Here is a 25,212-nt window from a genome sequence, read left to right as displayed (position 1 = left end):
TGAACGCCCGGTTGCCGGATATCGCCTGGCCCGAAAGGCGTTGTACTAACCATGGGGAAAGCATGAAAAAAAAGGCGCCACGCCATGAAGTTGGCTCGGTTTCACAACACGCTCGCCTGCGAAGGGTGGCCGCCCACGCCGCAGTGATGGCGCTTGGCCAGGCGGCCGCGGCCCCCTCGTTTGGGCAACCGTATGTTGCCTATGATGGCACCAGGACCCAGAGCATGGATGCGGCGGTCGCGAGTTGGGCGGGCTACCCTGAATTCCGCGCTGACTGGGGGCTCGGCGCGATGAAGGCGCAGTATGCCTACGCCCTTGGCTTGAGCGGCGCGGGCGTGAAGCTGGGAGCGGTGGACTCCGGCTACCTGCCTACGCACCAGGAGTTCGTGGGTAGGGCGGTCACGGGAATTCGCGTGACCGGTACATATCTGAACGACGGCACGCAGATGGATGGATCGGGCCTGGCGTGGCGCGCGGGAGATAGCTTCGACAGAGCTGGAGATTATGTCGGAGGGACGGATCTCTCACGCCTTATCGGCGGAAACGACAACCATGGAAATCACGTCAGCGGGACCATCGCCGCCGCCAAGAACGGCTTGGGGATGATGGGTGTGTCATTCAACAGCAATTACTACACCACCAACTCCAATGGTACCGACGCGTCCGTGTATGGCGCCAACATGGACTACAACTATTTCAAAGCGGCTTACGGCGGCTTGGCGGCGGCCGGAGTTCGTGTCATCAACACAAGCTGGGGCAATCCCCCAAGGGGCGACAACTACGCGACGACGAGCGGCTTTAGCGATGCTTACCGCAGACTCAATGGCGCGGGGAAGAAAACCTGGCTGGACGCCGCGGCAGAGGTATCTCGCGAGAGTGGTGTGCTTCATGTCTGGGCCAATGGAAATGCCGGCGTGGCCAATGCGTCAGTCCGCGCAGGCTTTCCCTATTTTCAACCGGAAATCGAGAAATACTGGATCGCGGTGACGGGCCTGGACCAACGCGGAACTCAGTTGTTCAACCAATGTGGATTGGCGAAATATTGGTGTATCGCGGCCCCGGGTTATGCAATCGCCAGCGCGAACGTGAAGGGCAACGACCAATACAACGAGTCCAGCGGCACGTCGATGGCGGCGCCACACGTGACGGGCGCGTTGGGTGTGCTTATGGAGCGATATCCGTACTTGGGCAACGAAGAGATTCGCACAATCCTTCTGACCACTGCATCGCGTCGCGGCATGGGTTCGCCGGACGTGCCAAACACGAGGTATGGCTGGGGCGTTCCAGATTTGGAGAAAGGCATGAACGGCCCCGCGCAGTTGCTTGGCCGCTTCACCGCAAACCTTTCCGCGGGCGTCTCCGACACATGGACGAATGACATCTCGGAAGCCGCGCTGCTGCAGCGCAGACAAGAAGAGAGTAAGGAAATCTCGGCGTGGCGTTCCGACATGGAAGCGTTGCAAGGGCGCCTCGTCGCGGCCCCTTCGAGCGACCCTGCGGACATGGCCGCTGGCGCGGCGCGGGGACGGGAGTTGCTACGGGAGGTCGCGAAATGGAGTATGCAGGGGAGCTTTGATCGTGCGAAGCGCCAGGCCGCGGTGTTGGCGGCGACAGCGCATCCGTATGGGAAACTCATGCTCAATCTGTATGAGAAGTCCTATCCCAATTCGAAATGGGGCTTGGACGGACCGGCCTATTTCGACAATTTCATTGCGGGGCGCAGCGATGCCGCGCTGGCAAAAGACTACGACAGCGCTCTGCGGGCGGATGTCGTGGAACGCAACGCGCCGCTGCAGGCTGAAATCGATCTGCGTCAAGGCCGAGTCGCCTTGCTGGCCGCCAAGACTGCGGAAAGTTACCGAGGCAGTCTGGTGAAGGCGGGCCAGGGGACGCTCGTGCTAACCGGCAACAACAGCTATTCCGGCGGTACGCAGTTGCGGGAGGGTCCCTTGGGAGTGGGCCACTCAAACGCCGTGGGAAGCGGCCCGCTCGACATCTCGACTGGCGCGACGTTGCTGGCGGTGGCGGACGGCATGGACATGCACAACGCGGTCACCGTGTCTGGATTGGGCAAGGTCGATACGCGCGCCAACACGCTGAGGCTATCGGGCGGCGTTGCCGATGGCGGTTCGGCGGGCGGCCTGGAAAAGCTGGGGACCGGAACGTTGGTGCTTGCCGGCGTCAGTTCATACACCGGGCCGACACTGGTACAGGAAGGGACGCTGCGCGCCGGAGGGGCTAGCGGTTTTTCATCGCGCAGCGCCGTCCTGCTGAATGCCGGCACGCAACTCGAGCTGGCGAACCTGGACCAGGCTGTCGGTTCGCTGGCCGGCAGCGGCGACGTCTCGCTGGGCACGGCGACCCTTACTGTGGGCGCTGACAACCGCCACAGCCTCTATAGCGGACAGATCCGCGGAAGCGGCGGCTTCACAAAAGCCGGCACCGGAATGCTTACCCTTGGAGCGGACAACAGTGCCTATGCCGGCAACGTCAAGCTCGCTGGCGGCGGCCTGTGGCTGTCGGACGGCGCGCAACTGGGCGGCCGCGTATTGGCGCAAAACGGCACCGTCCTGGGCGGTACGGGCACCTTGGGTGCGGCCACCGTCGAGTCCGGCGCCGTGCACATGCCGGGCAATCCCGGTGGCGCCCAGACGATCAACGGCGATTATGCCAACCATGGTTCCCTGCGCATCAGCGGCGCGCCGCCCGCATTCAGCAGCGTGAATGTCATGGGCGGCGTGGATATCACAGGGGGTACGCTGGACCTGGATTTGTCGCCCGGTGACGCAGCCTTCTGGCGGTGGCTCGACGGACCCCACACATTGATCTCCAAGCAAAGCGCGGGCCCCGTGGTCGGAAGCTTCGCGGCCATGAACAACCCGCTGCTCTTCCTGGACGCGCGGGTCAGCACCACGGGCGGCGACGGCAACGACGTTACGTTCGCGCTGGCGCGCAACAACCGCGGGATGAGTAGCCTGGCCGCGACCCCCAACCAGGCCGCAGCGGCTCGGGCGATCGATGGCCTGCCACAGCGTCACGAAGTCTGGCGCGCAATCGCGTTGAGCAACGACGCAGGCGCGCTTCAGTTCGCCTTGAACCGTTTGTCGGGCGACACGCACGCCAACGTTGCTTCCTCGTTGATGGGCATGTTCATGGCGCCCGCGCCACAAAACGGCCTGGCCGCGTTGCGCAATAATCTTTCCGCTCCGATGTTGGCCGGCGCACCCATGGCGGCGGTCGGCAATGGCAGCCCGTCGACCTCTGCCTTGCCGCGCAGCGGCGCTTCTCCCATGTGGGTTCAACTCGGCGGGGAGTGGCGCAACCTCGAAGGCGATGGCAATGCTTCAAGCCTGACGCAACGCAGCACCAATCTGGCGCTGGGCGGGGACGCCGCCATCGGCGACGGCTGGCGCGCCGGCGGCGCTTTTGGCTATACCGACGGACGGTTGAGCGCCGCGCCACGCGACGCCAGCGCCAAGATCCGCAGCTACACCGCCACCGTCTACGGCGGCAAGGGCTATGCGCTTGGCGTCGGCACGCTCAAGCTGATGGCGGGCGGCGCCTATTCGTGGCACCACGTCGACTCGCGCCGGGGCCTGCGCTATGGCAGCCTGGACCAGACCCTCACCGCTGGCTACCGTGGCGCCACCACCCAGCTCTTCACCGAGGCGGGCTACCACGTGGCGCTATCCGACACGGCCATGATCGAACCGTTCATCGGCCTGGCCTGGACCCAGCTGCGCATGCGGGGCTTCTCGGAATCCGGCGGCTCCGCCGCCCTGTCCAGCAACGGGCAGCGCCAGCGCAACGTCAGCAGCCTGGCGGGCTTGCGTGGCAGTTGGCAAGCGCCGGGCTCGGCCATCGCGCTGCGGGGCATGCTGGGATGGCGCCATGTCTATGGCGAGACGCGGCCGACCGTCGCGCTGGCCTTCGACCAGGGCGCCGCCTTCAGCGTGGCTGGCGCTCCCATCGCCCGGGACGCCGCGCGCGTTGAATTGGGCGCGGATCTGATAGCCGTGCGCAACGTGACGGCCGGCCTCAGCTACGGTGGGGAGTTTGGCGGAGGCAATCGCCAGCACACCGGCTCGCTAGATGTGCGTTGGCGCTTTTAAGGCACGCGTGGCGCCGCTTTGAGGCGGCGCCACGCGCACAGGGCCGGGCTGGATACGCGAAATTGTCCTTCCCTCATCCAACACGTCGTCATGGCGCCGTATATTTTATGACTGACACCTCTCCGGTGCCGGTTTGGAAGCCGGAAAGCTATAGGCGGACACCGCAACGATTTGCGGCTTAAATCCCCTATAGGAGGCAGTCCCCATGCTGCACCCCCTCACTCAAAACCCCTGGCAAATCGACACAGACCGCGAATCCGGCCCCGTCTCCCTTTCCCACCTCCATCAACTGGACCGCACCCGCTACGCCATCCAGACCATCGCCCGCATGGTCGGCAACAGCGCGTCCGAACCCGACGCCACCGGCTCCCCACCGCTGGACCCCTGGGCAATCACCGCCCTGATGGGCGGCGTCGAAAGCCTCTGCGAGCACCTCGGCACCCTGACCGAAGCCATGCTCGACCAGGCCCTGCGACCCGACGACGACAGGGAAGCCCCCAACCCCACCCACAACGCTCCCTCCGCGATCCAATAACATCCACGAAAATAATTCCTACATAACCGGGAATTTATATCGTTTTGAGGATTGCCCCGCGAGGCCTTGTAATGCGTGTTCGCTTATTGCCGTTCACGCCTTCAAGAAAATTCCTCGCTATGAATCCCATCGGATACCGCATTCTTCCCCGGCCCGCGCCGGCCGTCGCCGCTGACGTGCTGGCCGGTTTCGCCGCTATCGGCTCGGCCCAGATCAGCGATTGCATGAACCGCCTGTACGGCGTCAGCGGGCTGCGTCCGCTGCACGCCGGCAACCAGCGCACGGTTGGCCTGGCGCTGACCGTGAAGACGCGGCCGGGCGATAACCTGATGATCCACAAGGCGATTTCGCTGGGTGGCGCGGGCGACGTGATCGTGGTCGATGGCGCTGGCGACACCAGCAATGCGCTGGTTGGCGAGTTGATGATGATGGACGCGCAGGGGCGCGGCATTGCCGGGTTCGTGATCGACGGCGCGGTGCGTGACCTGGATGTGTTCGCGCAGGGGCAGTTCGGCTGCTTTGCGCGCGCGGTGTCGCACAAGGGGCCGTACAAGGATGGCCCGGGCGAGATCAATGTGCCGGTGTCGGTGGGCGGCCAGGTGGTCAACCCGGGCGACGTGGTGGTCGGCGATGCCGACGGCGTGGTGGTAATTCCCGCCGAGCATGCGGCGGCGGTGCTGGCGCTGGCGACCAAGAAGGAAGCCGACGAGGCGGTGGCCAAGGAGAAGCTGCGCGCCGGCACCTACACCAAGCCCTGGCTGGAGAAGACGCTGGCCGAGAAGACGGGAGCCGTGAAGTGAACCAAGCCCCGACGCAAACCCCGACCCAAGCCCCGACGCAAACCCCGACCCAGCCGCAAACCCAGCCCCCGCAACCCGCCAGCATCATCGCCGACCGCATCAAGCGCATCAAGCTGTCGCCCAGCGTGGCGGCGCGCGCCATCATCGCCGAACTGCGCGAGCAGGGCCGGCGCATTATCGACCTGACGATCGGCGAGCCGGATTTCTCGACGCCGGAGCATATCCGCCAGGCGGCCACGGCCGCGATGAACCGGGGCGAGACCAAGTATCCGCCGGCCCAGGGCACGGTGGCGCTGCGCAAGGCGGCGCGGACGCATCTGCTGGAAGCGACCGGCGTCGATTACCCGGCGGCGCGCATCATTGTCAGCACGGGCGCCAAGCAGGTGATTTTCAACGGGCTGGCGGCGACGTTGAATGACGGCGACGAGGTGCTGATTCCGGCGCCGTTCTGGGTGTCGTACCCGGACATGGTGCTGGTCAACGGCGGGGTGCCGGTGACGGTGCCGACCACGCCGGCCACGGATTACAAGCTGACGCCCGAGGCGCTGGAGCGCGCCATCACGCCGCGCACCAAGTGGTTGATGATGAACGCGCCCAGCAATCCGACGGGCTCGGTCTACACTGCCGACGAGCTGCGCGGGCTGACCGCGGTGCTCGAGCGCCATCCGCACGTCTGGCTGATGACGGACGATATCTATGCGCGGTTGAACTTCACCGACGAACCGACGGTGCATCCGTTGCAGTTGGCGCCGGCGCTGGCGGCGCGCACGCTGGTGGTCAATGGCGTGTCCAAGGCCTACGCAATGACGGGCTGGCGCATCGGTTACGGCGCCGGGCCGGACGAGCTGATCAAGGCCATGGCGATTCTGCAGTCGCAGAGCACGTCGGGCGCGTCGTCGGTGAGCCAGGCGGCGGCGCTGGAGGCGCTGTCGGGGCCGCAGGACTGCGTGACGGAGTTCGCCCGCGTTTTCCGCGAGCGTCGCGATCTGGCGGTGGCGGAGCTGTCCGGCACGCCGGGGCTGGCGATCGTGGTGCCGCAGGGCGCGTTCTACGTGTTTCCGGATTGCTCGGGGCTGCTGGGCAAGCGCACACCGGCAGGCGTCGAGATCCGCACCGATACCGATCTGACGCATTACCTGCTGCGCGAGGCTGGCGTGGCGGTGATCGACGGCCATGCCTATGGCGCGCCGGGCACGTTCCGGCTGTCGTTCGCGGCGTCGCTGGACGATATCCGGCAGGGCTGCGCGGGCATCCGCGAGGCTTGCGCCAAGCTCGTCTAGTTGTTCCCGGGCCCGCCGACGAGCGGGCCGGTTCCGTTTTTCTGTTCAAACCACAACACAAGGGGAATCACCATGAAACGCCATTCACTTATCGCCGCCTGCCTGGGCCTGGCCGCGTTGTCGCTGGGCGCTGGCGCGCGCGCCGACCAGGTCGCGGACATCAAGGCCCGCGGTGAATTGATCTGCGGCACGCTGGGCACGTCGCAGCCGTTCAGTTTCCAGGACGCGGCGACGCGCCAACTGGTGGGCTATGACGTGGACGTGTGCAAGCTGGTGGCCGACAAGCTGGGCGTGAAGATCAGCTACAAGCTGCTGTCGGTGGCGGCGCGCGTGCCGGAGCTGAACGAGGGCCGCGTCGATATCCTGGCGGCGAACCTGGGCTATTCGCCGGACCGCGCCCAGCAGATCGCTTTCAGCCACGCGTACTACGTCAGCCCGCAGAAGCTGCTGGTGCGCAAGGATTCGGGGCTGGACACGATCGAGTCGCTGAACGGCCGCCGCGTCGGCGCGACCAAGGGTTCCAGTTCGGAGCGCGAGATCAAGCGCATTCTCGACAAGTCGCAGGTGATCGGCTATGGCGACAGCTCGGCCACGTACCTGGCCCTGCAACAGAAGAAGGTGGACGCGCAGTTCGCATCCGAGCTGGTGCTGGTGCGCCTGGTGTTGCAGAGCCCGCCGACGGCGCCGGTCAGCGTGATCGCCAAGTCGGTGTTCGACGAGCCGTGGGGCCTGGGCGTGCGCAAGTCGGAGCCGGGCATGCTGGCGGTAGTGAACCAGGCGCTGGACGAGGCGGAAAGCTCGGGCGTGGCCGCGCAGCTGTTCGACAAATGGTTCGGCGCGCAGACGCCGTACAAGCTCGAGCGCGGTTTCAAAATCGGCCCCATCGCGGGCTGAACGCCGGTACCGCGCAATGAGCCTACTTGACGCTTCGCAATACCAGCTGCTGGCCAGCGGCATGGTGGTGACGCTGCAGTTGTTCCTGGTGTCCTGGGTGATGGCGTTCACGATCGCGGTGACGCTGGTCGTGGTGCGCGCCACCAACCTGGCGCCGTGCCGCTGGCTGGTCGACGCCTATGTGGAATACCACCGCAACGTGCCGCTGCTGGTGCAGGTGCTGTTCTGGTACTTCGGCATGCCCGAGCTGCTGCCGGAGGGTTTCCGGATGTGGCTGTACCAGCACAACGCCGAGATGTCGCTGGCGGCGATCGCGCTGGCGCTGGGGTCGGCCGCCTATATCGCCGAGGACATCCGCAGCGGGCTGCGCGCCATTCCCGGCACGCAGTTCGAGGCGGCCCGGGCGCTGGGCGCCAGCTATCTGCAATGCATGCGCTTCGTGATCGTGCCGCAGGCGGTGCGGATTTCCATCCCGCCGCTGGTGGGCCGCGCCTTGCTGCTGTTCAAGAACACCAGCGTGGCCATGGCCATCGGCGTGATGGAGCTGACCTACCAGGCGCGCGAGATCGAGAACGAGACCTATCGCACCTTCGCCACGTTTGGCGCGGCGACCCTCATGTATCTGTTGGGATCCTTCCTCATCATGCTGATCGGCTCGCGCATCTATGCGCGCTACCGCCTGAACCGGGGAGGCCACGGTGCTTGATCTCCTGTCGCAATACTGGCCGACGCTGCTGGTCGGCCAATACCCCAATGGGCCGCTGGGCGGCCTGGCGCTGACGCTGATCCTGGCGTTGTGCGGCCTGGCGCTGTCGCTGCCGCTGGCGCTGGCCATCGCGCTGGCGCGGGTCAGTCCGTTTGGCTGGCTGCGCGTGGCCAGCAAGACGCTGGTCAATGTGGTGCGCGGCATGCCGCTGCTGATGCTGATCTTCTGGGCCTATTTCGTCATTCCGAAGCTGACGGGGCAGGTGATCAGCGGCTTCTGGACGCTGATCGCGGCGCTGGTGGTGTACGAGAGCGCTTATCTGTCGGAGGTGATCCGCTCGGGCATCGAGGCGGTGCCGCGCGGCCAGATCGAGGCGTCGCGCTCGCTGGGCGTGGGCTACTGGACCACGATGCGCCGGGTGGTGCTGCCGCAGGCGCTGTTCAACGTGCTGCCCAGCATGACCAGCCAGTTTGTCTCGACCATCAAGGAGACCTCGCTGGGGTATGTGATCAGCGTGAACGAACTGACGTTCGCCGCCAACCAGGTCAACAACCTGGTGCTGACCAAGCCGCTGCAGGTGTTCGGCATCCTGGCCATCATCTATTTCCTGGTGTGCTTCAGCCTGAGCCGCGGCCTGTCCTGGCTGGACCTGCGCATCCGCCGCCAGCGCGCCATGGCCTAGGCCTCGTGCGAGGCCCCTTTTAGCAAGAACAGGCCCTGAGCCGGCGCTTATCGGAATTCATCATGATCAAGCTTGAGAAAGTCAACAAATGGTATGGCGCGCATCACGTCCTGAAGGACGTGGACCTGTCGGTCGCGCGCGGCGAGGTGCTGGTGGTGTGCGGGCCGTCGGGCTCGGGCAAGTCCACCATGATCCGCACCATCAACCGCCTGGAACCCATCGAGAAGGGCCGCATCCTGATCGACGACGCCGACATCTACGGCAAGGGCGTCAACCTGAACGCGCTGCGCCAGAAGATCGGTTTCGTGTTCCAGCAGTTCAACCTGTTTCCGCACATGAGCGTGCTGGACAACGTGGTGTTCGCGCCGGTCAACATCCGCAAGCAGCCGCGCAAGCAGGCCACCGAGCTGGCGCGCCAGTTGCTGGCGCGGGTGGGGCTGGAGCACAAGATCGACGCCTATCCCGGTTCGCTGTCGGGCGGCCAGCAGCAGCGCGTGGCGATCGCCCGCGCGCTGGCGCTGCAACCGCCGGTGATGCTGTTCGACGAGCCCACCAGCGCGCTCGACCCCGAGATGGTGGGCGAGGTGCTGCAGGTGATGAAGGGCCTGGCCAAGGACGGCATGACCATGGTCTGCGTGACGCACGAGATGGGCTTCGCGCGGGATGTGTGCGACCGGGTGGTGTTCATGGACGCGGGCGAGATCCTGGAAATGGATACGCCGGAGCGCTTTTTCAGCGCGCCGCGGCATCCGCGGGCGCAGCAGTTTCTGGCGGATATCCTGCATCCGCGCGGGTAGTGCGGGCGCGGAGCCTGCCGTCCGCCCGGCGTTCCTTATGGACCGGACGGCGCGCAGCCGCGCGCCTGTCGACGATAATGCGAGGGTTCTTCATGCATTTCACATCCACCGCCGCGATGTACACCCTCAAACAGTTGGAGGCGTTCTACTGGAGCTCGCAACTGGGCAGCTTCAGCGCGTCCTCGCGCAAGCTGCACACCACCCAGTCGGCGGTCGCCAAGCGGGTAGGGGAACTCGAAGCCTTCGCCGGTGCGCCGCTGTTCGAGCGCCGCGCCAAGAAGCTGGTGCTGACGGCCCAGGGCCGCAAGCTGTTCGAACTGGCGCGCGAGATGCTGGACCTGAACAGCCGCATCGTGCAGAACATGGCCGATCCGGCCAGTTTCGAGGGCGTGGTGCGGCTGGGCGTGACCGAACTGGTCGGCATGACCTGGCTGGCGCGGCTGGTCAGCCAGATCAGCCTGCGCTATCCCAAGGTGCAGCTGATGCCCGAGATCGATGGCGGCATCACGCTGTATGAGCGACTGGAGCAGGACCAGCTGGACCTGGCCATCATGCCGGGACCGTTCTGGAGCTACCAGTACGACTGCGTCCACCTGGGCGCGGTGACCAACGTCTGGATGGCCAGCCCGTCGCTGGACATCGATTTCTCGGCAAGGCTGGCGCCGCAGGACCTGGCGCCGTATCCGGTGATTTCGCAGCCGACCAATTCGGCGCTGTCGCACTTGTACGATGCCTGGTTCGCCGAGCAGGGCCTGTCGGTCAAGCGGGTGCTGACCTGCAACAGCCTGGGCATGATGGCGCAGCTGACCATGCTGGGGCTGGGCATCAGCTACCTGCCGGGGGCGTATTTCGCGCCGCTGGTCGAGCGCGGGGCGTTGTGCCGGCTGGACGTGCGGCCGGATCTGCCGACAATCAATTACTACGCGGTGCACAAGAAGAGCATCGTCAATCCGGTGGTGTCGCGGGTGATCGATATTGCGCGGGAGGAATGCGCGTTCGAGGTGGCGGGGGCGTTTCTGCCGCATGTGCCGCCGGCGGTGGGGGCGGGTGGGGAGTAGGGGGGGCGGCGTTACAACGATCCGTGGCGGCAGTTCCGTTCTGGCAGGCCTGCACGCCTGCCAGAACGGAACGTTCTCCAAGGAACGGGTCTATGTTCCCGCCCTCGGACTCTGCCGTGGCATGGGCCGCGTTGCGCTTGGCGCGGGTTCGTACAGTGCATCGGCGCGCAAGGCTTCATAGGCGGCGCTTTGCCCGAACGGCTCGTGCGTGATCGTTGCGCCGGCCTTGAGATGGGACAGAATGTCGCTTCGGATGGCGATCGCCTGGTGCCCTCGCATCCGTCTGGACGGATAGCAGAAACCATCGGGTATTGCATCCGGTTCACGGCTCATCATAGCTTCGCGAAGACGATGCCCGATCCAATGGCATGCTTCGTAGTCGCTCGATGAAATCGTGTCGTGAATGCCAAGCTTGGCACACGCTTCACCCGACAGGTTCCAAAGGCGGAGATCACGCCCGAAGGCCAGGGTGCCGATGACACCGGTTTCAACGGCCGATGGATGTATATAGAAATGGCCCGCGCGCGTGGCGTCGTGTCGGACCAGTTGGCCTTCCCAGAGAGCGGTGGGGAGGTCCCGAGCGAGGTAGAACCAAGCGTAGGGCAGCGGTTTATCTTCCTGACGCAACGCCATCGGTGGGCCGAACCGATAGGGATTGACCAGGACTTCCGGCAGCAGATATTTTGCGTCGCCGGCCGTGCGGTATAGAACGGTGCCTGCCGCCAGCCGTTCGACGGAATGGGTCAGTGCGGCCAGCAGGGCGGCGGTACTGGGAACTAGTGCCTGTAGGTGAGACGGCGGCTCGTAACGCGCTTGTTCATCGAATTGCATACCACGACCGATTTCAATCAGTCATGCCCCTTCCTGCATACCGTGCAAGCGCCAGAACCCGCTGCAACCGTTCTGCCGTCGACAGCGAAAGCAGTCGCGCCTGTGCGGGCGATACTGCGCCTCGATTTTCAAACGGCAGGCCCGCCAATATTTCCGCGGGCGACAGTTCGTTGAGGTCGTCTTGCTGGGTAACGAAAAAAGCATGAAGCTCGAACTGCAACACTCCACGCAACTCGGTGATGACGTGCGGCAAAAGGCTGGGAACCGGATCAACGAACTGCCAGGCCGGGAACATGCGCCCATTCTGTTTCGCTGACGGCTTCACGCAATAGAGCTTGCCGGCCTTGTCGTATCGATACAGGGTCGTCAACGCGCTCAGCTTTTGCTTCGCAACCACCTCGGCGGGAGACCACATGGTAACTGGCAGAACGGCCGCTTTTTCTTCGGGGAGCGCTACATTTGCGTCACATACCAACCAATCTTCGAGCTGTCGCACAAGGATGTTCAGCAGGTCGTCCGTGCGGCCAGGTTTCTGGAGCGGGGAGAGCTCCTTGGCCAGCGTGGACGCCATGCTTTTGATCACTGCGTGGGGATCGCCTGGATAGCTTCCATTGACAATCGCCCGGACATCTTTGGGAGTTGCCTGGTACTTTCGTGTGGGCAGGCCCATGGTCACCTCCTCAGGCGAACAGTCAGGTTGATTGCCAGCTTAGCCAATTTTTTTCAGTTTTTCCATTTTTCCCAGATTTATCGCGGACGGAGTCCCGGGTGCTTCGTATGCCCCATCAACGCCGTCCCCAATCAATGCTCCCCGGCTCCGGACAAACCCAGGACGCCTGCAACCGTTCCCGGATCTGCGCCAGATCCTGCTCCACCAGCAGAACCCCATCCCGGAACACCGGCACCAGCGCGCCGCCTTCCGCCTGTTCCGGCGTCTGCTGGTCACGCAATACATACCCTGTCGCGGTTTCATCCACCCGCAGCAAGCCCTTGGCCGACCGCTTCACGCCGGAGTCGGTGACCGGGTCCTTGACCAGCTCCTGCGGCTCGCCATTGACCTCGGCATACGTTGCCTTCAATGCCCAGCCGAAGCTGTCGCGGGTCAGGTATTGATAGGTGTACGAGCCGATGCCCAGGACCACGTTGCCCGACGCGAAGCCCTTTCTCTCCAGCCGCACAAGGATGTCGCGGCCACGCGCCAGGGTGATGGAGTCGCCGTAGATCAGGCCGACGTGCGGGTCCAGCAGCTTGTAGCCGCGCTCGGTCACGACGCCGCCGAAGATATTCCACAGGCATTGCACCGCGCCGTTGACTTCGGCCTCGCGCAGCGCCTGGCTGGCGCGGGCGTCGTCGTCCAGGCGCCAGTAGCGGCCAGTCTCGATATCCCGCACCGCTTCGAAGCCGTCGCGGCGGGCGGCGGCCAGGGCTGCGGCGTCTTCCACACTGGGCACGTCGGTGCAGAAGTAGCCAGTCAGGATCTTCACGGGATCGCCGGAGTCCGGGCGGAACACGACCTTGGCGTTGCCGAAGGGATCGGGCTGGCGCGCCAGGATCTCCGGCTTCAGCGCGGCGGCGAAGTCGGTGACCACTTGCCAGAAGTCCCAGGTGTCGGACACCACCGACACGATGCCGGCCGGATAGACCTGCGTGACCAGGCGGCGGATGGTTTCGATTTCGCCTTCCTTGCTGCCCAGGCACATGACCGAGTGTTCGGTGGCGGGCACCGAGCCGCCGACCAGTTCGCGGTCGGAATCGGCGCCGTACAGGTCTTCGAGGTAGTCGATGGCGGGAATGGTGTCGGTGCCGGTGAATGACAGCAGGTGGCCGGCGCCGCTCTTGCGGGCGTCGTACAGGCCGGCCATGCCGCGCATCGAGAAGTCGTGGCCTTGCCAGTTGACGAAGTCCATCGGGCTGCCGGTCACGCGGGCGAAGTAGGTCAGGAGCTTGCGGTACTCGAAGGCGATGGTGGCCACGGTGGACGGCTTCCACGATTCGCAACTGAACAGCGTTTCGATGTAGGTGACCAGCCAGGCGAATTCCGGCCTGGTGTTGACGAAGGTGACGGGCGGCACGCGGATGTCGACGCGGGCGCCTTCGGGCAGGGAACGGATCTCCAGCGGCAGATAGCCCAGTTCGTACAGCGCTTGCAGGTGATCGACGGTGACCGCGCCCTTGCCGAGCGCGTTGTCGACGCGGCGCTGGTACTGGCGCACGGCGGCGCCGGCGGGCTTGCCGAAGAATTCGCGGTTGAACAGGTCGATCAGGATTTCCTTGATGAAGCCTTGCAGGCCGAACCAGACGATCTTGTTGTCGAACAGTTCGGGCAGCACCGGCGCCAGCCGGGCTGAGCGCGGGGTGAAGTTGGCCAGGATCTTGTTGGTGCCCCTGGGGTACTGGAAGGGGTGGCCGGTCTTGTAGAAGTCGGCTTGCAGCAAGGGGTTGATGCCGTTCTTGGTGGCGACGGGGGCGGGGGCATTCATGGTGTGGACTCCTGCTAGATGTTCAGTTGGCCGCGGTGGCGAGCGCGTCGGCGGCTTCGATCGGGTTGACGATGACGGGCGCGCCCGGGCCTTCGGCGGCGGTCCAGTCGTAGGCGGTGTACAGGCCGGCGTAGCGGGCGTTCAGCTCGGCCAGGCCCTTGCTGAAAATGCCGTGGGTGACGTACAGGTAGAGCGGCTGGTCGGTCTTGTCGCGCAAGGCGGCGGCCAGTTCCAGGAAGGTGCGGCCGCCGTCGCAGATGTCGTCCACCACCAGCACCGGTTGCGCGGGGATGTCGTCGGGCACCCGGGTTTCGGTGATGCGGCCGGTCTGCGGGTCGCGGACTTTTTCGGCGTAGCGCACGTCGGCCACGCCCAGCTTTTTGGCCAGGGCCTGCACGCGCTTGCGGGCGCCGGCGTCGGGCGCCATCAGGGTGACGCCGTTGGCGAAGGCGGGGTTGGCCAGCGCGTTCTTCAGGAAGGCGGCGGCGTCGATGACGCGGACGCGTTGCAGCAGGGCGGGGGTGACGTCGCTGTGCGGTTCGACCACGCTGACGGTGGCGTATTGCTGGTCGTTGATGAGCTTGCAGAACACGGCCGCGCCCAGCGCCTCGCCGGGATTGCAGACGCGGTCCTGGCGGGCGTAGGGCACGTAGGGCATGTCCAGGTGCACCGGCGCGGCCGGGTTCAGGCGGCGCAGGGCGTCGGTCAGCATCAGCAGTTGCATGACGTCGTCGGCCGATTTCAGCAGGGCGTGGATGCGGAATTCACTGGCCGCGTCGGCGTGGGCCTGCAGGGCGGCGGGGACCGTGACCTGGCTTTCGCCGCCGGGAAACACGAACGCGCGGGGCGTGTCGGTGTGGCGTTGTCCTTCTACTACCGCTGTGATGGTGAACATGATGCAGCCTTAGTGGCAAAGTAAAACTAAGTGAGGCGAGTATAAGCCTACTTATTGTTTGTTTGCAACTAAGGCGGGATCGGGCGCGGGGTTAGCCGACGCTGCGGTCGAACAGGGCGAAGTCTTTCAGGCGGTACAGGCGGGCGGGACGCTGGGCGCCCAGCGCGTAATCGTCGGTGGCTTCGAGCACGTCCCAGGCTTCCATCTTGCGGCGGAAGTTCGATTTCTCGAGGGTGGTTTGCAGGATGGCTTCGTAGGTGCGCTGCAGCTCGGTCAGGGTGAAGCGTTCGGGCAGCAGGAAGAACGGCAGGGTGGAGTAGCTCGACTTGCCGCGCAGGCGGGTCACGGCGGCGGCGACGATATCGGCGTGGTCGAAGGCCAGCGGCGGCAGCGCGTCCACGCTGACGAAGCGAAAGGCGGCGGGGGCGGCTTCCAGCTCGGCGGCCGGCACCAGCGCCACGTAGGAAACGGACAGCGACCATTTGCGCGGGTCGCGGCCGGGGCCGGAGAAGACCTGCAACTGCTCCAGGTAGCGCGGCTCGAAGCCGGTCTTGTCGCGCAGCACGCGGCGGATGCTGGCCTCGGTGCTGGCGTCTTCGTCCACGTGCACCACGCCGCCGGGCAAGGCCATGGCGCCCTTGAACGGCGCGCGGTCGCGCGGGTGCAGGGCGATTTCCAGGCCGGTCTCGCGCAGGGTGAGCAGGACGGCGTCGACGGTGACGAGGGGTTGTGGGTGGTCCAAGTGGGGGTTCCGGGCGTGGCACTTCGGGGTAAGGTGCCACTATGCGGCGGATTGGTCAACCGCGCCCATAGAACTAGCCCGCGGTGCCGATCCCGTCCAGCTCGGCCACCGCCCGCGGCGACAGCGCCAGGCTGGCCGCGGCCGCGTTCTGCCGCAGGTGCTCGACCGACGAGGTGCCCGGGATCAGCAGGATGTTGGGCGAGCGTTGCAGCAGCCAGGCCAGCGCGGTCTGCATCGGCGTGGCCTGGCACTCGGCGGCCACGCGCTCCAGCGTGGCCGATTGCAGCGGCGAGAAGCCGCCCAGCGGGAAGAACGGCACATAGGCGATGCCGTCTTGCGCCAGTTGCCCGATCAGCGCGTCGTCGGCGCGGTGGGCGATGTTGTACTGGTTCTGCACGCAGACGATGTCGGCGATGCCGCGCGCCTGCGCCACCTGGCGCGCGGTGGCGTTGCTCAGGCCCAGGTGGCGTATCAGGCCCTTGCGCTGCAATTCGGCCAGGGTGGTGAAGGACTGTTCGATGTCGCCTTCGGCGGGGCCGGCCACGTCGAACATGAGGCGCAGGTTGACCACGTCCAGCACGTCCAGGCCCAGGTTGCGCAGGTTGTCGTGCACGGCCGATTCGAGTTCGGCGGGGGAATTGGCCAGCAGCCACGAGGCATCGTCGCCCCGGCGCGCGCCGACCTTGGTGACGATGACCAGATCGTCGCGGTAGGGGCGCAGCGCTTCGCGGATCAGCTGGTTGGTGATGTGCGGGCCGTAGAAGTCGCTGGTGTCGATGTGGTTGATGCCGAGTTCGAGCGCTTCCCGCAGGACCGCCAGGGCTTGCGCCTTGTCCTTGGGCGGGCCGAATACGTGCGGGCCGGCCAGTTGCATGGCGCCGTAGCCCAGGCGGTTGACGGTCAGGTCGCCCAGCGCATAGGCGCCGGCTTGTTGAATCGAGGTCATGACGTGCTCCAGGGAGGGAATGACAGCGAGTCTAGGGCGGCGCGGGGCGTGCGACAATCCCTGGTAATCGCACAGCTTGTGCGGAATATCGAACAATCGGGACCCGCCATGTCCAATCTTCAAGACATCAGTGCCTTTGTCGCGGTGGCCACGCATGGGGGCTTTCGCGGCGCGGCGCGCCAGACGGGGACCAGCGCGTCGCAGCTGAGCGAAGCGGTGCGCCGGCTGGAAGCCCGGCTGGGCCTGCGGCTGCTGAACCGCACCACGCGCAGCGTGGCGACCACGGCGGCCGGGCAGCGCCTGCTGGAGCAACTGGCGCCCGCGCTGGACGCGGTCGAGTCGGCGCTGGACGTGGCCAACAGTTTCCGTGACCGGCCGGCGGGCCGGCTGCGGTTGAATGTGCCGCTGGCGGCATCCCGGCTGGTGCTGCCGCGCATCGTGCCGCCGTTCCTGGCGCAGTATCCGGAGATCCGGCTGGAGGTGATCGTTGACGATCGTTTTGTCGAGCTGCTGCAGTCGGGCTGCGATGCGGGCATCCGCTACGAGGAAAGCATGGACCAGGACATGGTGGCCATCCCGATCGGGCCGCGGCGCCAGCGGATGGCGGCGGCGGCCGCGCCGGGGTATCTGGCCCGGCATGGACGGCCGCAACATCCGCAGGACCTGCGCCAGCACCTGTGCCTGCGCGGCCGTTTCACCAGCGGCGCGATGCCGGCGTGGGCGTTTGAACGCGACGGCCAGTCCGTCACGGTGGAGGTGGATGGTCCGCTGATCGTCAGCCTGGGGGCGGCGGTGGACCTGGCGGTCGATGCGGCGGTGGCGGGCGCCGGAGTGGTCTATCTGTTCGAGGACTGGCTGCAGCCGTACCTGGATCGGGGCGAACTGGAGCCGGTGCTGGCGGACTGGTGGCCCAGTTTCACCGGCCCCTTGCTGTATTTTCCGGGCCGGCATTATCTGCCGGCGCCGCTGCGCGCCTTCGTGGATTTCGTCCAGGCGGCGCGCTGGTAGCGCGGTCGCGGCCGCGACTGTCGCCGCGACCTCGACCGTAACCTCGTCGGCGTCGGCGTCCGTGTCCGCGGACGCCGACGCCGCTTAGCGCGCCGCCGTCAATGCGCCCATCGCCTGGCGCATGAAAGCCAGCGTGGCGTCATCGGCCCAGGTGCCGGCGGTCAGTTCGGGTTCGGTCATCAGGGCGTGGCGGAATTTCGCGTGGGTCGCGGGGTCGTTGCCGGCGTAGCTGCAAAACAGTTCCAGCCATTGCCGCGCGAGCTCGCGGCCGGCGGCCGAGTCGGGGGCCTGCCCGGCATCGATCGCGTCGCGCACCCGCGCCATCAGGGCCGGCCATTCGCCGGCGCGGTCGTGATAATGCGCCCGCATGAACCGGGCCTCGTCCGGCGTCAGGTGTTTTTCGTAGAGGCGCAGCTTGCTTTCGGAGAACGCCCGCACGATGTAGTCGCGCATGGCCGGCGAGATACCGATGTGTTCCTGCATGGCCGGTTCCCGTTCGTGCATCTGGTTCAGCTTCACGAGCAGGCGCGGATCGCCGTTGGTGTCGCGCTGCAGCAGCGTCATCCAGCGCAGGGCCAGCGCCTGCGAACGCGGGTCCTCGGGCGGGGCGCCGTCGTCCATCTGCCGGCGCACGTCGGCGATCAGCGCAAGCCAGCCGGCGTCGTCGTTCGGGCCTCGGCGGTACATGGGCAGACGCGCCAGTTCTTCCTGGGAGAAATATTTGTCGTACATGTTCATCAGTTCCAGAGTGGTCAGCCAATCGGCCAGCTCCGGCTCCGTTCCCATCGCCAACTGGCCTTGCAACTGCGCGAGGCGTTCGCGCAGCCGGGTGGCGTGTTGGATCTGGCTGTCGAGCATCGCGATCTGTCTGGCGATGATCTCGTCCAGCGGTGTGCCGGGCTGGTCCAGGTAGGCGCCGATCTCGGCCAGCGGCAATCCGAAGCGACGCAATGCCTGGATCTGGTGCAGTCGGGCGATGTCGTCGCGGCCGTAGAGCCGGTAGCCGTTGTCGGCGCGCGCCGAAGGCGTCAGCAGGCCGATCGCGTGATAGTGGTGCAGCGTGCGGACGGTCAGTCCGCTGCGCTTGGCCAGTTCTCCTACTTTCAGTCGCATGGGGTTCCTTCGTTGATGGCGCAGGCCGAACTTTTGGGCATGACGTTACGTAAGGGTCAAGCGTTGGCGGATCGATTTGTGGATCGGGCTTGCAGGAAGGCGATCGCGACAGGGAAAGTGTTGCGCGCCAGGCCGGTCCTGGCTGTCGAGCCGGCCGGTCGTTCTCCGGGGGATGGATGTCCGCGTGCGGGGCGGCCGCGGGGAGAATTCCGTGGACGACGCGGGCCGCCGCGCCGTCTGGAAAAAAGCGGGCGCGGGGCGGGTGTGCCCGTTGCGCCCGTCGCGCCGTGAATGGCGGGATTTCAGCCGCAGCGGATCGCCGTCATCACGTCCTTGTCGTCGACGATCAGGTTCAGGCGGGTGTCGTTGTATTCCATGGTGACCAACTGGCCCGGACGCAGGATGCGGGCGGTGGCGGCGCCGCTGCGGGTGCGCAGGTCTTCCAGGACGGACTGGGTGGCTTTCTGGCCGATCTGGGATTGCAGCGGGGCGGCGTCGCAGGTCTTGCGGGCGCCGGCCTGGGTGGAGGGCGATCCGTACGACGCGCCGGAGGAGCTGTCGGACGTGGCGGGCGAGCTGGCGGAACTGGAGGCGGCGGATGAGGATGAGGAACGCGGGGCTCCGGTGTTGGCGCAGGCGCTCAGCGTGGCTACCAGCAGAACGGGAATCAGCTTGCGGATCATGATCACTCCTGAAAAAGAAAACGTTTCCACGGCGCGGCCGGCGCGGGGGCGGGCGGGCGGCGCGGAAAATCCATCATAGACCAGCCGCCCGCGCGGCGCTTGGCCGTGGCGTCCGGTCGATTCCCGGAGCGTCGCCGGCCGCCGCGCACTGCCGTCAGTGGAAATTGCGGCTGGGCATGCTCAAACCACCCAGCAATTCGGACAGGTCCACCAGCCGCTGCGCGATCAGGTGGCGCACGCCGTCCACGCTCTGCCAGGTGCCGTAGACGCCCAGCAGGGTGGAACCGAGCAGTTCGCGACGCTGGCGCTCGATCAGTTCGGGGCGCACCACCACGTTGACCGGGCCGGTTTCGTCTTCCAGGGTGACGAAGATCACGCCCTTGGAGGTCTGCGGCCGCTGGCGCACGGTGACGATGCCACAGGCGCGGGCCACGCGCTTGTCGGGGTAGCCGTTGAGCGCGCTGGCGGGCTGGAAATTGCGCGCCGCCAGTTGCGGCCGCAAGAGTTCGACGGGGTGGCGCCGCAGGGTCAGGCCGACGCTGCGGTAATCGGCCGCCACGGTCTGGCTCTCGCTGGGCGCGGCCAGTTGCGGCATCTCGGTTTCGTGGATGGCGGCGTCGCGCAGCAGGTCGCGGCTGTGGACGCTGGCGGCGGCTTCCCAGCTGGCCTGGCGGCGGTGGCCGGCCAGGGTGCGCAGGGCGTCGCCGGCGGCCAGCGCGTTCAGGTCGTGGCGGGTCAGGGCGGCGCGGCGGGCCAGGTCGCCGGTGCTGGTGAAGGCGGCCTCGGCGCGGGCGGCCTCGATGCGGCGGGCGCTGTCTTGGTGCAGGCCCTGGATCAGGCTCAGGCCGAGGCGCACGGCGGGGCGGATTTCGTCCGGCGAGGGCGCGTGAGGATGCGGCCGGCGCGGCGGCGCGTCGGCGGGCGCGGGCTCCAGCGCCGCGTCCCAGCCGCTGACGGTCACGTCCACCGGCAGCACCCGCACGCCGTGGCGGCGCGCGTCCTGCACCAGTTGCGCCGGGGCGTAAAAGCCCATGGGCTGGGAATTGAGCAGCGCGGCAAGGAAGGCCTCGGGCTCGTGGCGCTTGAGCCAGGAGCTGGCGTAGGCCAGCAGCGCGAAGCTGGCGGCGTGGCTTTCGGGAAAGCCGTATTCGCCGAAGCCTTCGATCTGGCGGAACAGCGCCTCGGCGAATTCCAGCGTGTAGTTGTGGGCCAGCAGGCCGCCGACCAGCTTGGCGCGGTATTTGTCGACGCCGCCCTTGCGCTTCCAGGCGGCCATGGAGCGCCGCAACTGGTCGGCCTCGCCCGGTGAGAAGCCGGCCGCGACCACCGCGATCTGCATCACCTGTTCCTGGAAGATGGGCACGCCCATGGTGCGGCTGAGCACGCCTTTCACCTTGTCGCTGGGGTAGCTTTCCTTTTCCTTGCCCTGGCGGCGGCGCAGGTAGGGATGCACCATGCCGCCCTGGATCGGGCCGGGCCGCACGATCGCCACCTGCACCACCAGGTCGTAGTACTTGCGCGGCCGCAGGCGCGGCAGCATGGTCATCTGGGCGCGCGATTCGATCTGGAACACGCCGATGGTGTCGGCATCGCAGATCATGTCGTAGGTGGGGTCGTCGCCTTCGGGAATGTCCTGCAGCCGCAGCGGCTGGCCGCGGCGCTGGCCGGCCAGTTCCAGGGTGCGGCGCAGCGCCGACAGCATGCCCAGGGCCAGCACGTCGACCTTGAGCAGATTGAGCGCGTCCAGGTCGTCCTTGTCCCACTGCACCACGCTGCGGTCGGCCATGGCGGCGTTTTCGATCGGCACCAGCCGCGACAGCTTGCCGCGCGAGATGACGAAGCCGCCGGGGTGCTGCGACAGGTGGCGCGGAAAGCCCATCAGGGTCTGGGCCAGCGCGGCCCATTGCCGCGCCACCTGCGATTCCGGATCGAGCCCGCAGGCGCCCAGCGTGCGCAGCATTTCCTTCCTGCCGTCCCACCACTGGTGGGCGCGCGCCACGGCGTCGATCACGCCCGGGTCCACGCCCAGCGCGCGGCCGGTGTCGCGCAGCACGCTGCGCGGGCGGTAGGAGATCACCACGGCGGTCAGGGCGGCGCGCTGGCGGCCGTACTTGCGGTAGATGTACTGGATCACGTCCTCGCGCCGCTGGTGTTCGAAGTCGACGTCGATGTCGGGCGGCTCGTTGCGTTCCTTGCTGATGAAGCGTTCGAACAGGTTGTTGCCGCGGCGCGGATCGACCTCGGTGATGCCCAGGCAGTAGCACACGACCGAGTTGGCGGCCGAGCCGCGGCCCTGGCACAGGATGCCGTTGTTGCGGGCGTACAGCACGATGTCGTAGACCGTGAGGAAGTAGGCCTCGTAGTGCAGGTCGGCGATCAGCGCCAGTTCCTTTTCGATCTGCTCGGTGACGTAGTCCGGCGTCCCGTCCGGAAAGCGCCGCGCGGCGCCGGCCAGGGTTTCCTGGCGCAGGTAGGTGGCGGGGGTGTGGCCGCGCGGGATGATCTCGTCGGGGTATTCGTAGCGCAGCTCGTCCAGCGAGAAGGCGCAGCGCCGCGCCACCACCAGGGTCTGCGCCAGCGCTTCGGGCGGATACAGGTTGGCCAGCCGCATGCGGGTGCGCAGGTGCTGTTCGGCGTTGCCCGACAGCGCGTAGCCGCATTGCGACACGCACTGGTGGGTGCGGATGCCGGTCAGGGTGTCGTGCAGCGGCTTGCGCGAGCGCACGTGCATCTGCACCTGGCCCAGCGCCACCACCGGCAGGTCGGCGGCGCGGGCGGCGTGGTCGACGGCGGCGCGGTGCAGGTCGTCGCGCGAGCGGTACAGCAGGGTCAGGCCGACCCAGGCGCGGCGCGGGAAGGTGGCGGCCAGCCAGCGCGCCTGCTGCGCCATGCGGTCGGGGTCGTCGCCGTAGACGGGCGACAGGATCGCCAGGCATTCGGGCAGGTGGCGCAGGTGTTCGTAGCCCGGCGGCGGATGGGTGAAGTCTTCGGGCGCCAGCCGGTATTCGCCCTTGGGAGCGCGGGTGCGGGCCAGGGTGATGAGCTCGGACAGGTTGCCGTAGCCCTCGCGGGTCTGCGCCAGCAAGGTCAGGTCCAGTGGCGCGGCCTCGGGGCCGGCGCGCAGCCGGAAGGTGGCGCCGATGATGAGCGGCAGCTTCTGGGTCTTGGCTTCCATGTGGGCGCGCACCACGCCGGCCAGGCTGCATTCGTCGGTGATGGCCAGGGCGGCGTAGCCCAGTTCGGCGGCGCGGGCGGCCAGTTCCTCGGGGTGCGAGGCGCCCTGCAGGAACGAGAAGTTCGACTGGCATTGCAGTTCGGCGTAGCCGGGCAGTCCGACAGGCGGACCGGGGGCGTCGTCATGCGGATCGTCGGGCGCTTGCATGGCGGAGTCAGGCGTACAGCCCGTGCAGGTGCCAGCGCGCGTGCTCGTCGTCGCGCTCGCGGTAGATCCAGTAGCGCGCGCCGGCGGCGTCCTCGGCCACGAAGTAGTCGCGCACGGTCAGGGCCGGGTCCCACCAGCCGCTTTCGATGCGTTCGGGGCCGCGCATCAGCCGCAGCGCCTGGCCGGCGTATTGCGGCCGGTGGCCGGCGAGTTTGAGCGGCAGCGGCGGGTCCAGCAGCCAGAAGGGGCGGTCCAGGGGTTCGGGCAGCGGTTCGGGGCGCGGTGACGGTTCCAGCGCGTCGCCCCAGGTATTGGCGGCTTCGGGCCGGTGGTCAGGGATGGGGCAGGCGTGGCGCACCTGGTCGCGGCCCAGCCGCGCGGTCAGCAGGTCCAGCAGGCGGGCGTGGTCGGCGGCGGTGCCGCCGGGTTCGGGGAACAGCGTGGTGCTGGCGGCGGGCTGTTCGGTGGTGTCGGGCGCCAGCAGCGTCACCGCGATCACCGGCGCTTCGAGCGTCAGGCGGCCGAGCTTTTCGCGCAGCAGGTTGAGGATCTGCGGCGCCTGCCACACGGGCTGCGCCAGCGCCAGTTCCAGGTCGGTGGGCGGGCGCGCATGGCGGCCGCGTTCGTGGTCCAGGCGCAGCAGCACGCGCCGCACCGCCAGTTGCCGCGCCGCCAGCCAGCCGCCCAGTTGCTCGGCCAGGCGCCGCGCCACGGCCAGCACCGCGTCGGTGTGCTCGAGGTATTCCATCAGCTCGATGCGGCGCTCGAAGCGCGGCGGCGGCTCGATCCAGCGATGAAGTTCGGGCGACTGGCCATAGGCCGCGTCCAGCGCTTGCAGCAGGTCGGGCGCGCTGCGCCGTTGCAGGCCGGCGCGCGGCAGGGCGCGCAGGTCGGCCAGGGTGTGGCAGCCGATGTCGTTGAGCCAGTCCAGGCGCGGCCGGGCCTGGGGCAGCAGGGCCACGGGCAGGGCGTCGAGCCGGCGCGCCAGGGTGCGCGGGGTGAGCACCCGGCGCGCCGGCCGGCGTCCGCCGCGATGCGCCAGCAGCCAGGCGCCGGCGGCGGTGGGCGCCATGCCCAGCGACACGCGCAGGTCCAGCGCGGCCAGCGTGGCGGCCACGCGCCGGTGCAGCGCGCGCGGCCCGCGGAAGAACAGCAGGCTGGCGCCGACGTTGAGCAGCACGGTGTCGTCGCCCGCCAGCGCGACCTCGGGGGTGTATTGCAGCAGCGCCAGCGCCGCGCCTTGCAGGGCGTCGGCCTCGGCCAGCGGGTCGCGCGTCAGCAGCTCGACCGTGGGCGCGATGGCGGCCGCGCCGCCGCGGCGCATGCCCGGGCGCACCCCGGCCTGGCGCGCGGCGGGCGTGAGGGCGGCGACGCGTTCCTGGTCGAGGACCGCGTAGGCCTGCGCCTCAAGCGGCCAGTGCGGGCGCAGGGCGTCCAGCGGCAGGCAGCGCAGGCAGGCGGCGATCCAGAGGCGCATGGCGGGTGGGCGCCAGGACGCCGGGCTCCAGGCCCACGTACAGCGGGGCCTCGCAGACCGGTCCGCGGCGCTTGAGGATATGGACGGACAACCCGCCCGGCGCGGGCGCGAGCGCCAGGCGCAAGGGGGCGGGGGTGGCGTGCTGCGCGGCGCTGGCCGGGCGCAGGGCGACGAACAGCAGGTCGCTGGCCTGGGCCGCCAGGTGCAGCCGGCGCAGCGATTCGGGGCGCACGTGCGGCAGCCAGCAGAGCAGGGCGCCGCAGCTGCCGTTTTTCAGGATCTGCTCGGCGGCCCAGAGGGCGTCCAGGGGTTTTTCGGGGGCGACCCAGAGCAACTGGCGCGGATCGAGCCGCCAGCTCATCCAGCTGGCGATGTGCGGCGCGTGGGGCGGCTGCACCAGGGCGATGGGGCGGCGCGTTTCCAGTTGCGCCAGGGCCGGGCGCAGCAGGCGGATTTCGCCGATGCCGGGTTGCGGGGCCAGCAGCTCGATCAGCGAGCCCAGCGGCCAGCCGCCGTCCGGCAGCTCGGCCGACAGGGTGGGGTGGCCGGTGGGCAGGCTGCGGGCGGCGCCGCGCGCCAACTGGGTGGCGCGCCACAACGCGGGATGGATCTGTTCTGGCGACGGCATGGCGGGCGGGCGACCCGGTTTTCCTGGGTGAAGACTCGGTGGGCGGCGGACGGCCGGGCGGGGAACTCCTGGCCGGAATCGCTTATTGCTGTATGAATATACAGTATTTTACCTGACCCGGAAGGCACCGGATGTATCAGTCGCTTGCACCGTATTGGTGCGC

At 67.5% G+C, this 25,212-nt stretch carries 21 protein-coding genes; 10 read left to right on the top strand and 11 right to left on the bottom strand.

Annotation, left to right across the window (positions count from 1 at the left end):
* The first annotated feature begins 224 nt into the window (after positions 1-224).
* The 9 genes from AC6CR5_RS06760 (at position 225) to AC6CR5_RS06720 (ending at position 10,864) form a co-directional block, all read left to right on the top strand.
* A complete protein-coding gene (locus tag AC6CR5_RS06760) occupies positions 225-4,112 on the top strand; it encodes an autotransporter domain-containing protein (protein ID WP_498085384.1) in 3,888 nt (1,295 codons plus the stop codon).
* Positions 4,113-4,317: 205 nt separating this feature from the next.
* Positions 4,318-4,647, top strand: a complete 330-nt coding sequence (locus AC6CR5_RS06755; RefSeq protein ID WP_200221368.1) for a hypothetical protein — start codon at positions 4,318-4,320, stop codon at positions 4,645-4,647.
* Between the two features lie 119 nt (positions 4,648-4,766).
* Entirely contained in the window at positions 4,767-5,447 is a 681-nt protein-coding gene (locus AC6CR5_RS06750) for an RraA family protein (protein ID WP_049054531.1), read from the top strand.
* Positions 5,448-5,530: 83 nt separating this feature from the next.
* On the top strand, positions 5,531-6,727 hold the full coding sequence (locus AC6CR5_RS06745) for an aminotransferase class I/II-fold pyridoxal phosphate-dependent enzyme (RefSeq protein ID WP_498085734.1): 1,197 nt from the start codon (positions 5,531-5,533) through the stop codon (positions 6,725-6,727).
* Positions 6,728-6,799: 72 nt separating this feature from the next.
* Positions 6,800-7,621 carry an ABC transporter substrate-binding protein gene (locus tag AC6CR5_RS06740; RefSeq protein WP_049054530.1) on the top strand — a complete coding sequence of 274 codons (822 nt, stop codon included), beginning with the start codon at positions 6,800-6,802 and terminating at the stop codon, positions 7,619-7,621.
* A 16-nt stretch (positions 7,622-7,637) separates the two neighbouring features.
* Entirely contained in the window at positions 7,638-8,327 is a 690-nt protein-coding gene (locus AC6CR5_RS06735) for an amino acid ABC transporter permease (protein WP_006386293.1), read from the top strand.
* Positions 8,320-9,009: an amino acid ABC transporter permease gene (locus AC6CR5_RS06730; protein WP_006386294.1), complete on the top strand. Its 690-nt coding sequence runs from the start codon at positions 8,320-8,322 to the stop codon at positions 9,007-9,009. Before AC6CR5_RS06735 ends, AC6CR5_RS06730 begins: the two co-directional genes overlap by 8 nt.
* A gap of 62 nt (positions 9,010-9,071) precedes the next feature.
* Positions 9,072-9,806 (top strand): amino acid ABC transporter ATP-binding protein, encoded by a 735-nt coding sequence (locus tag AC6CR5_RS06725; protein ID WP_498085383.1) that lies wholly within the window; start codon positions 9,072-9,074, stop codon positions 9,804-9,806.
* A gap of 92 nt (positions 9,807-9,898) precedes the next feature.
* Positions 9,899-10,864, top strand: a complete 966-nt coding sequence (locus tag AC6CR5_RS06720) for a LysR family transcriptional regulator (protein ID WP_498085382.1) — start codon at positions 9,899-9,901, stop codon at positions 10,862-10,864.
* A 90-nt stretch (positions 10,865-10,954) separates the two neighbouring features.
* Here the strand turns inward: AC6CR5_RS06720 and AC6CR5_RS06715 are convergent, their stop codons facing one another.
* The 6 genes from AC6CR5_RS06715 to AC6CR5_RS06690 form a co-directional block, all read right to left on the bottom strand.
* Entirely contained in the window at positions 10,955-11,695 is a 741-nt protein-coding gene (locus AC6CR5_RS06715) for an RES domain-containing protein (RefSeq protein WP_498085381.1), read from the bottom strand.
* Positions 11,696-11,708: 13 nt separating this feature from the next.
* Positions 11,709-12,365, bottom strand: a complete 657-nt coding sequence (locus AC6CR5_RS06710) for a hypothetical protein (RefSeq protein ID WP_241044544.1) — start codon at positions 12,363-12,365, stop codon at positions 11,709-11,711.
* 115 nt (positions 12,366-12,480) lie between these two features.
* Complete coding sequence (locus AC6CR5_RS06705) at positions 12,481-14,175, bottom strand: nicotinate phosphoribosyltransferase (protein WP_498085380.1); 1,695 nt, start codon at positions 14,173-14,175, stop codon at positions 12,481-12,483.
* 22 nt (positions 14,176-14,197) lie between these two features.
* Positions 14,198-15,070: a ribose-phosphate diphosphokinase gene (gene prs, locus AC6CR5_RS06700; protein ID WP_054514431.1), complete on the bottom strand. Its 873-nt coding sequence runs from the start codon at positions 15,068-15,070 to the stop codon at positions 14,198-14,200.
* 91 nt (positions 15,071-15,161) lie between these two features.
* Entirely contained in the window at positions 15,162-15,812 is a 651-nt protein-coding gene (locus tag AC6CR5_RS06695) for an NUDIX hydrolase (protein ID WP_054517761.1), read from the bottom strand.
* 73 nt (positions 15,813-15,885) lie between these two features.
* Positions 15,886-16,758 carry an aldo/keto reductase family oxidoreductase gene (locus AC6CR5_RS06690; protein ID WP_448685058.1) on the bottom strand — a complete coding sequence of 291 codons (873 nt, stop codon included), beginning with the start codon at positions 16,756-16,758 and terminating at the stop codon, positions 15,886-15,888.
* Positions 16,759-16,866: 108 nt separating this feature from the next.
* Here AC6CR5_RS06690 and AC6CR5_RS06685 point away from each other — a divergent pair, with 108 nt between their 5' ends.
* A complete protein-coding gene (locus tag AC6CR5_RS06685; RefSeq protein ID WP_448685056.1) occupies positions 16,867-17,766 on the top strand; it encodes a LysR family transcriptional regulator in 900 nt (299 codons plus the stop codon).
* 84 nt (positions 17,767-17,850) lie between these two features.
* Here the strand turns inward: AC6CR5_RS06685 and AC6CR5_RS06680 are convergent, their stop codons facing one another.
* From AC6CR5_RS06680 to imuA, 5 genes are all read right to left on the bottom strand, one after another.
* The gene (locus AC6CR5_RS06680) at positions 17,851-18,879 is read right to left on the bottom strand and encodes a MerR family transcriptional regulator (protein ID WP_498085379.1); all 1,029 of its coding nucleotides are present in this window, start codon (positions 18,877-18,879) and stop codon (positions 17,851-17,853) included.
* A 302-nt stretch (positions 18,880-19,181) separates the two neighbouring features.
* On the bottom strand, positions 19,182-19,562 hold the full coding sequence (locus AC6CR5_RS06675) for an I78 family peptidase inhibitor (protein WP_006386303.1): 381 nt from the start codon (positions 19,560-19,562) through the stop codon (positions 19,182-19,184).
* Between the two features lie 154 nt (positions 19,563-19,716).
* The gene (locus AC6CR5_RS06670; RefSeq protein ID WP_498085378.1) at positions 19,717-22,944 is read right to left on the bottom strand and encodes an error-prone DNA polymerase; all 3,228 of its coding nucleotides are present in this window, start codon (positions 22,942-22,944) and stop codon (positions 19,717-19,719) included.
* A gap of 7 nt (positions 22,945-22,951) precedes the next feature.
* Positions 22,952-24,421, bottom strand: a complete 1,470-nt coding sequence (locus AC6CR5_RS06665) for a Y-family DNA polymerase (protein ID WP_070781532.1) — start codon at positions 24,419-24,421, stop codon at positions 22,952-22,954.
* Complete coding sequence (gene imuA, locus AC6CR5_RS06660; protein ID WP_047990928.1) at positions 24,351-25,049, bottom strand: translesion DNA synthesis-associated protein ImuA; 699 nt, start codon at positions 25,047-25,049, stop codon at positions 24,351-24,353. Before imuA ends, AC6CR5_RS06665 begins: the two co-directional genes overlap by 71 nt.
* Positions 25,050-25,212 lie beyond the last annotated feature (163 nt).

It is taken from the genome of Achromobacter sp. EG18 (genome assembly GCF_059759395.1).
Note: the sequence above shows the minus strand (reverse complement) of the source record. Positions and strands in the feature narration are given on the sequence as shown.

Coding starts and splice junctions, on each gene's coding strand:
- AC6CR5_RS06690 (WP_448685058.1), bottom strand. CDS start 16,758: ATGACCTCGATTCAACAAGCCGGCGCCTATGCGCTGGGCGACCTGACC.
- AC6CR5_RS06760 (WP_498085384.1), top strand. CDS start 225: ATGGATGCGGCGGTCGCGAGTTGGGCGGGCTACCCTGAATTCCGCGCT.
- prs (WP_054514431.1), bottom strand. CDS start 15,070: ATGTTCACCATCACAGCGGTAGTAGAAGGACAACGCCACACCGACACG.
- AC6CR5_RS06705 (WP_498085380.1), bottom strand. CDS start 14,175: ATGAATGCCCCCGCCCCCGTCGCCACCAAGAACGGCATCAACCCCTTG.
- AC6CR5_RS06750 (WP_049054531.1), top strand. CDS start 4,767: ATGAATCCCATCGGATACCGCATTCTTCCCCGGCCCGCGCCGGCCGTC.
- AC6CR5_RS06665 (WP_070781532.1), bottom strand. CDS start 24,421: ATGCGCCTCTGGATCGCCGCCTGCCTGCGCTGCCTGCCGCTGGACGCC.
- AC6CR5_RS06685 (WP_448685056.1), top strand. CDS start 16,867: ATGTCCAATCTTCAAGACATCAGTGCCTTTGTCGCGGTGGCCACGCAT.
- AC6CR5_RS06755 (WP_200221368.1), top strand. CDS start 4,318: ATGCTGCACCCCCTCACTCAAAACCCCTGGCAAATCGACACAGACCGC.
- AC6CR5_RS06725 (WP_498085383.1), top strand. CDS start 9,072: ATGATCAAGCTTGAGAAAGTCAACAAATGGTATGGCGCGCATCACGTC.
- imuA (WP_047990928.1), bottom strand. CDS start 25,049: ATGCCGTCGCCAGAACAGATCCATCCCGCGTTGTGGCGCGCCACCCAG.
- AC6CR5_RS06710 (WP_241044544.1), bottom strand. CDS start 12,365: ATGGGCCTGCCCACACGAAAGTACCAGGCAACTCCCAAAGATGTCCGG.
- AC6CR5_RS06740 (WP_049054530.1), top strand. CDS start 6,800: ATGAAACGCCATTCACTTATCGCCGCCTGCCTGGGCCTGGCCGCGTTG.
- AC6CR5_RS06735 (WP_006386293.1), top strand. CDS start 7,638: ATGAGCCTACTTGACGCTTCGCAATACCAGCTGCTGGCCAGCGGCATG.
- AC6CR5_RS06675 (WP_006386303.1), bottom strand. CDS start 19,562: ATGATCCGCAAGCTGATTCCCGTTCTGCTGGTAGCCACGCTGAGCGCC.
- AC6CR5_RS06670 (WP_498085378.1), bottom strand. CDS start 22,944: ATGCAAGCGCCCGACGATCCGCATGACGACGCCCCCGGTCCGCCTGTC.
- AC6CR5_RS06720 (WP_498085382.1), top strand. CDS start 9,899: ATGCATTTCACATCCACCGCCGCGATGTACACCCTCAAACAGTTGGAG.
- AC6CR5_RS06680 (WP_498085379.1), bottom strand. CDS start 18,879: ATGCGACTGAAAGTAGGAGAACTGGCCAAGCGCAGCGGACTGACCGTC.
- AC6CR5_RS06715 (WP_498085381.1), bottom strand. CDS start 11,695: ATGCAATTCGATGAACAAGCGCGTTACGAGCCGCCGTCTCACCTACAG.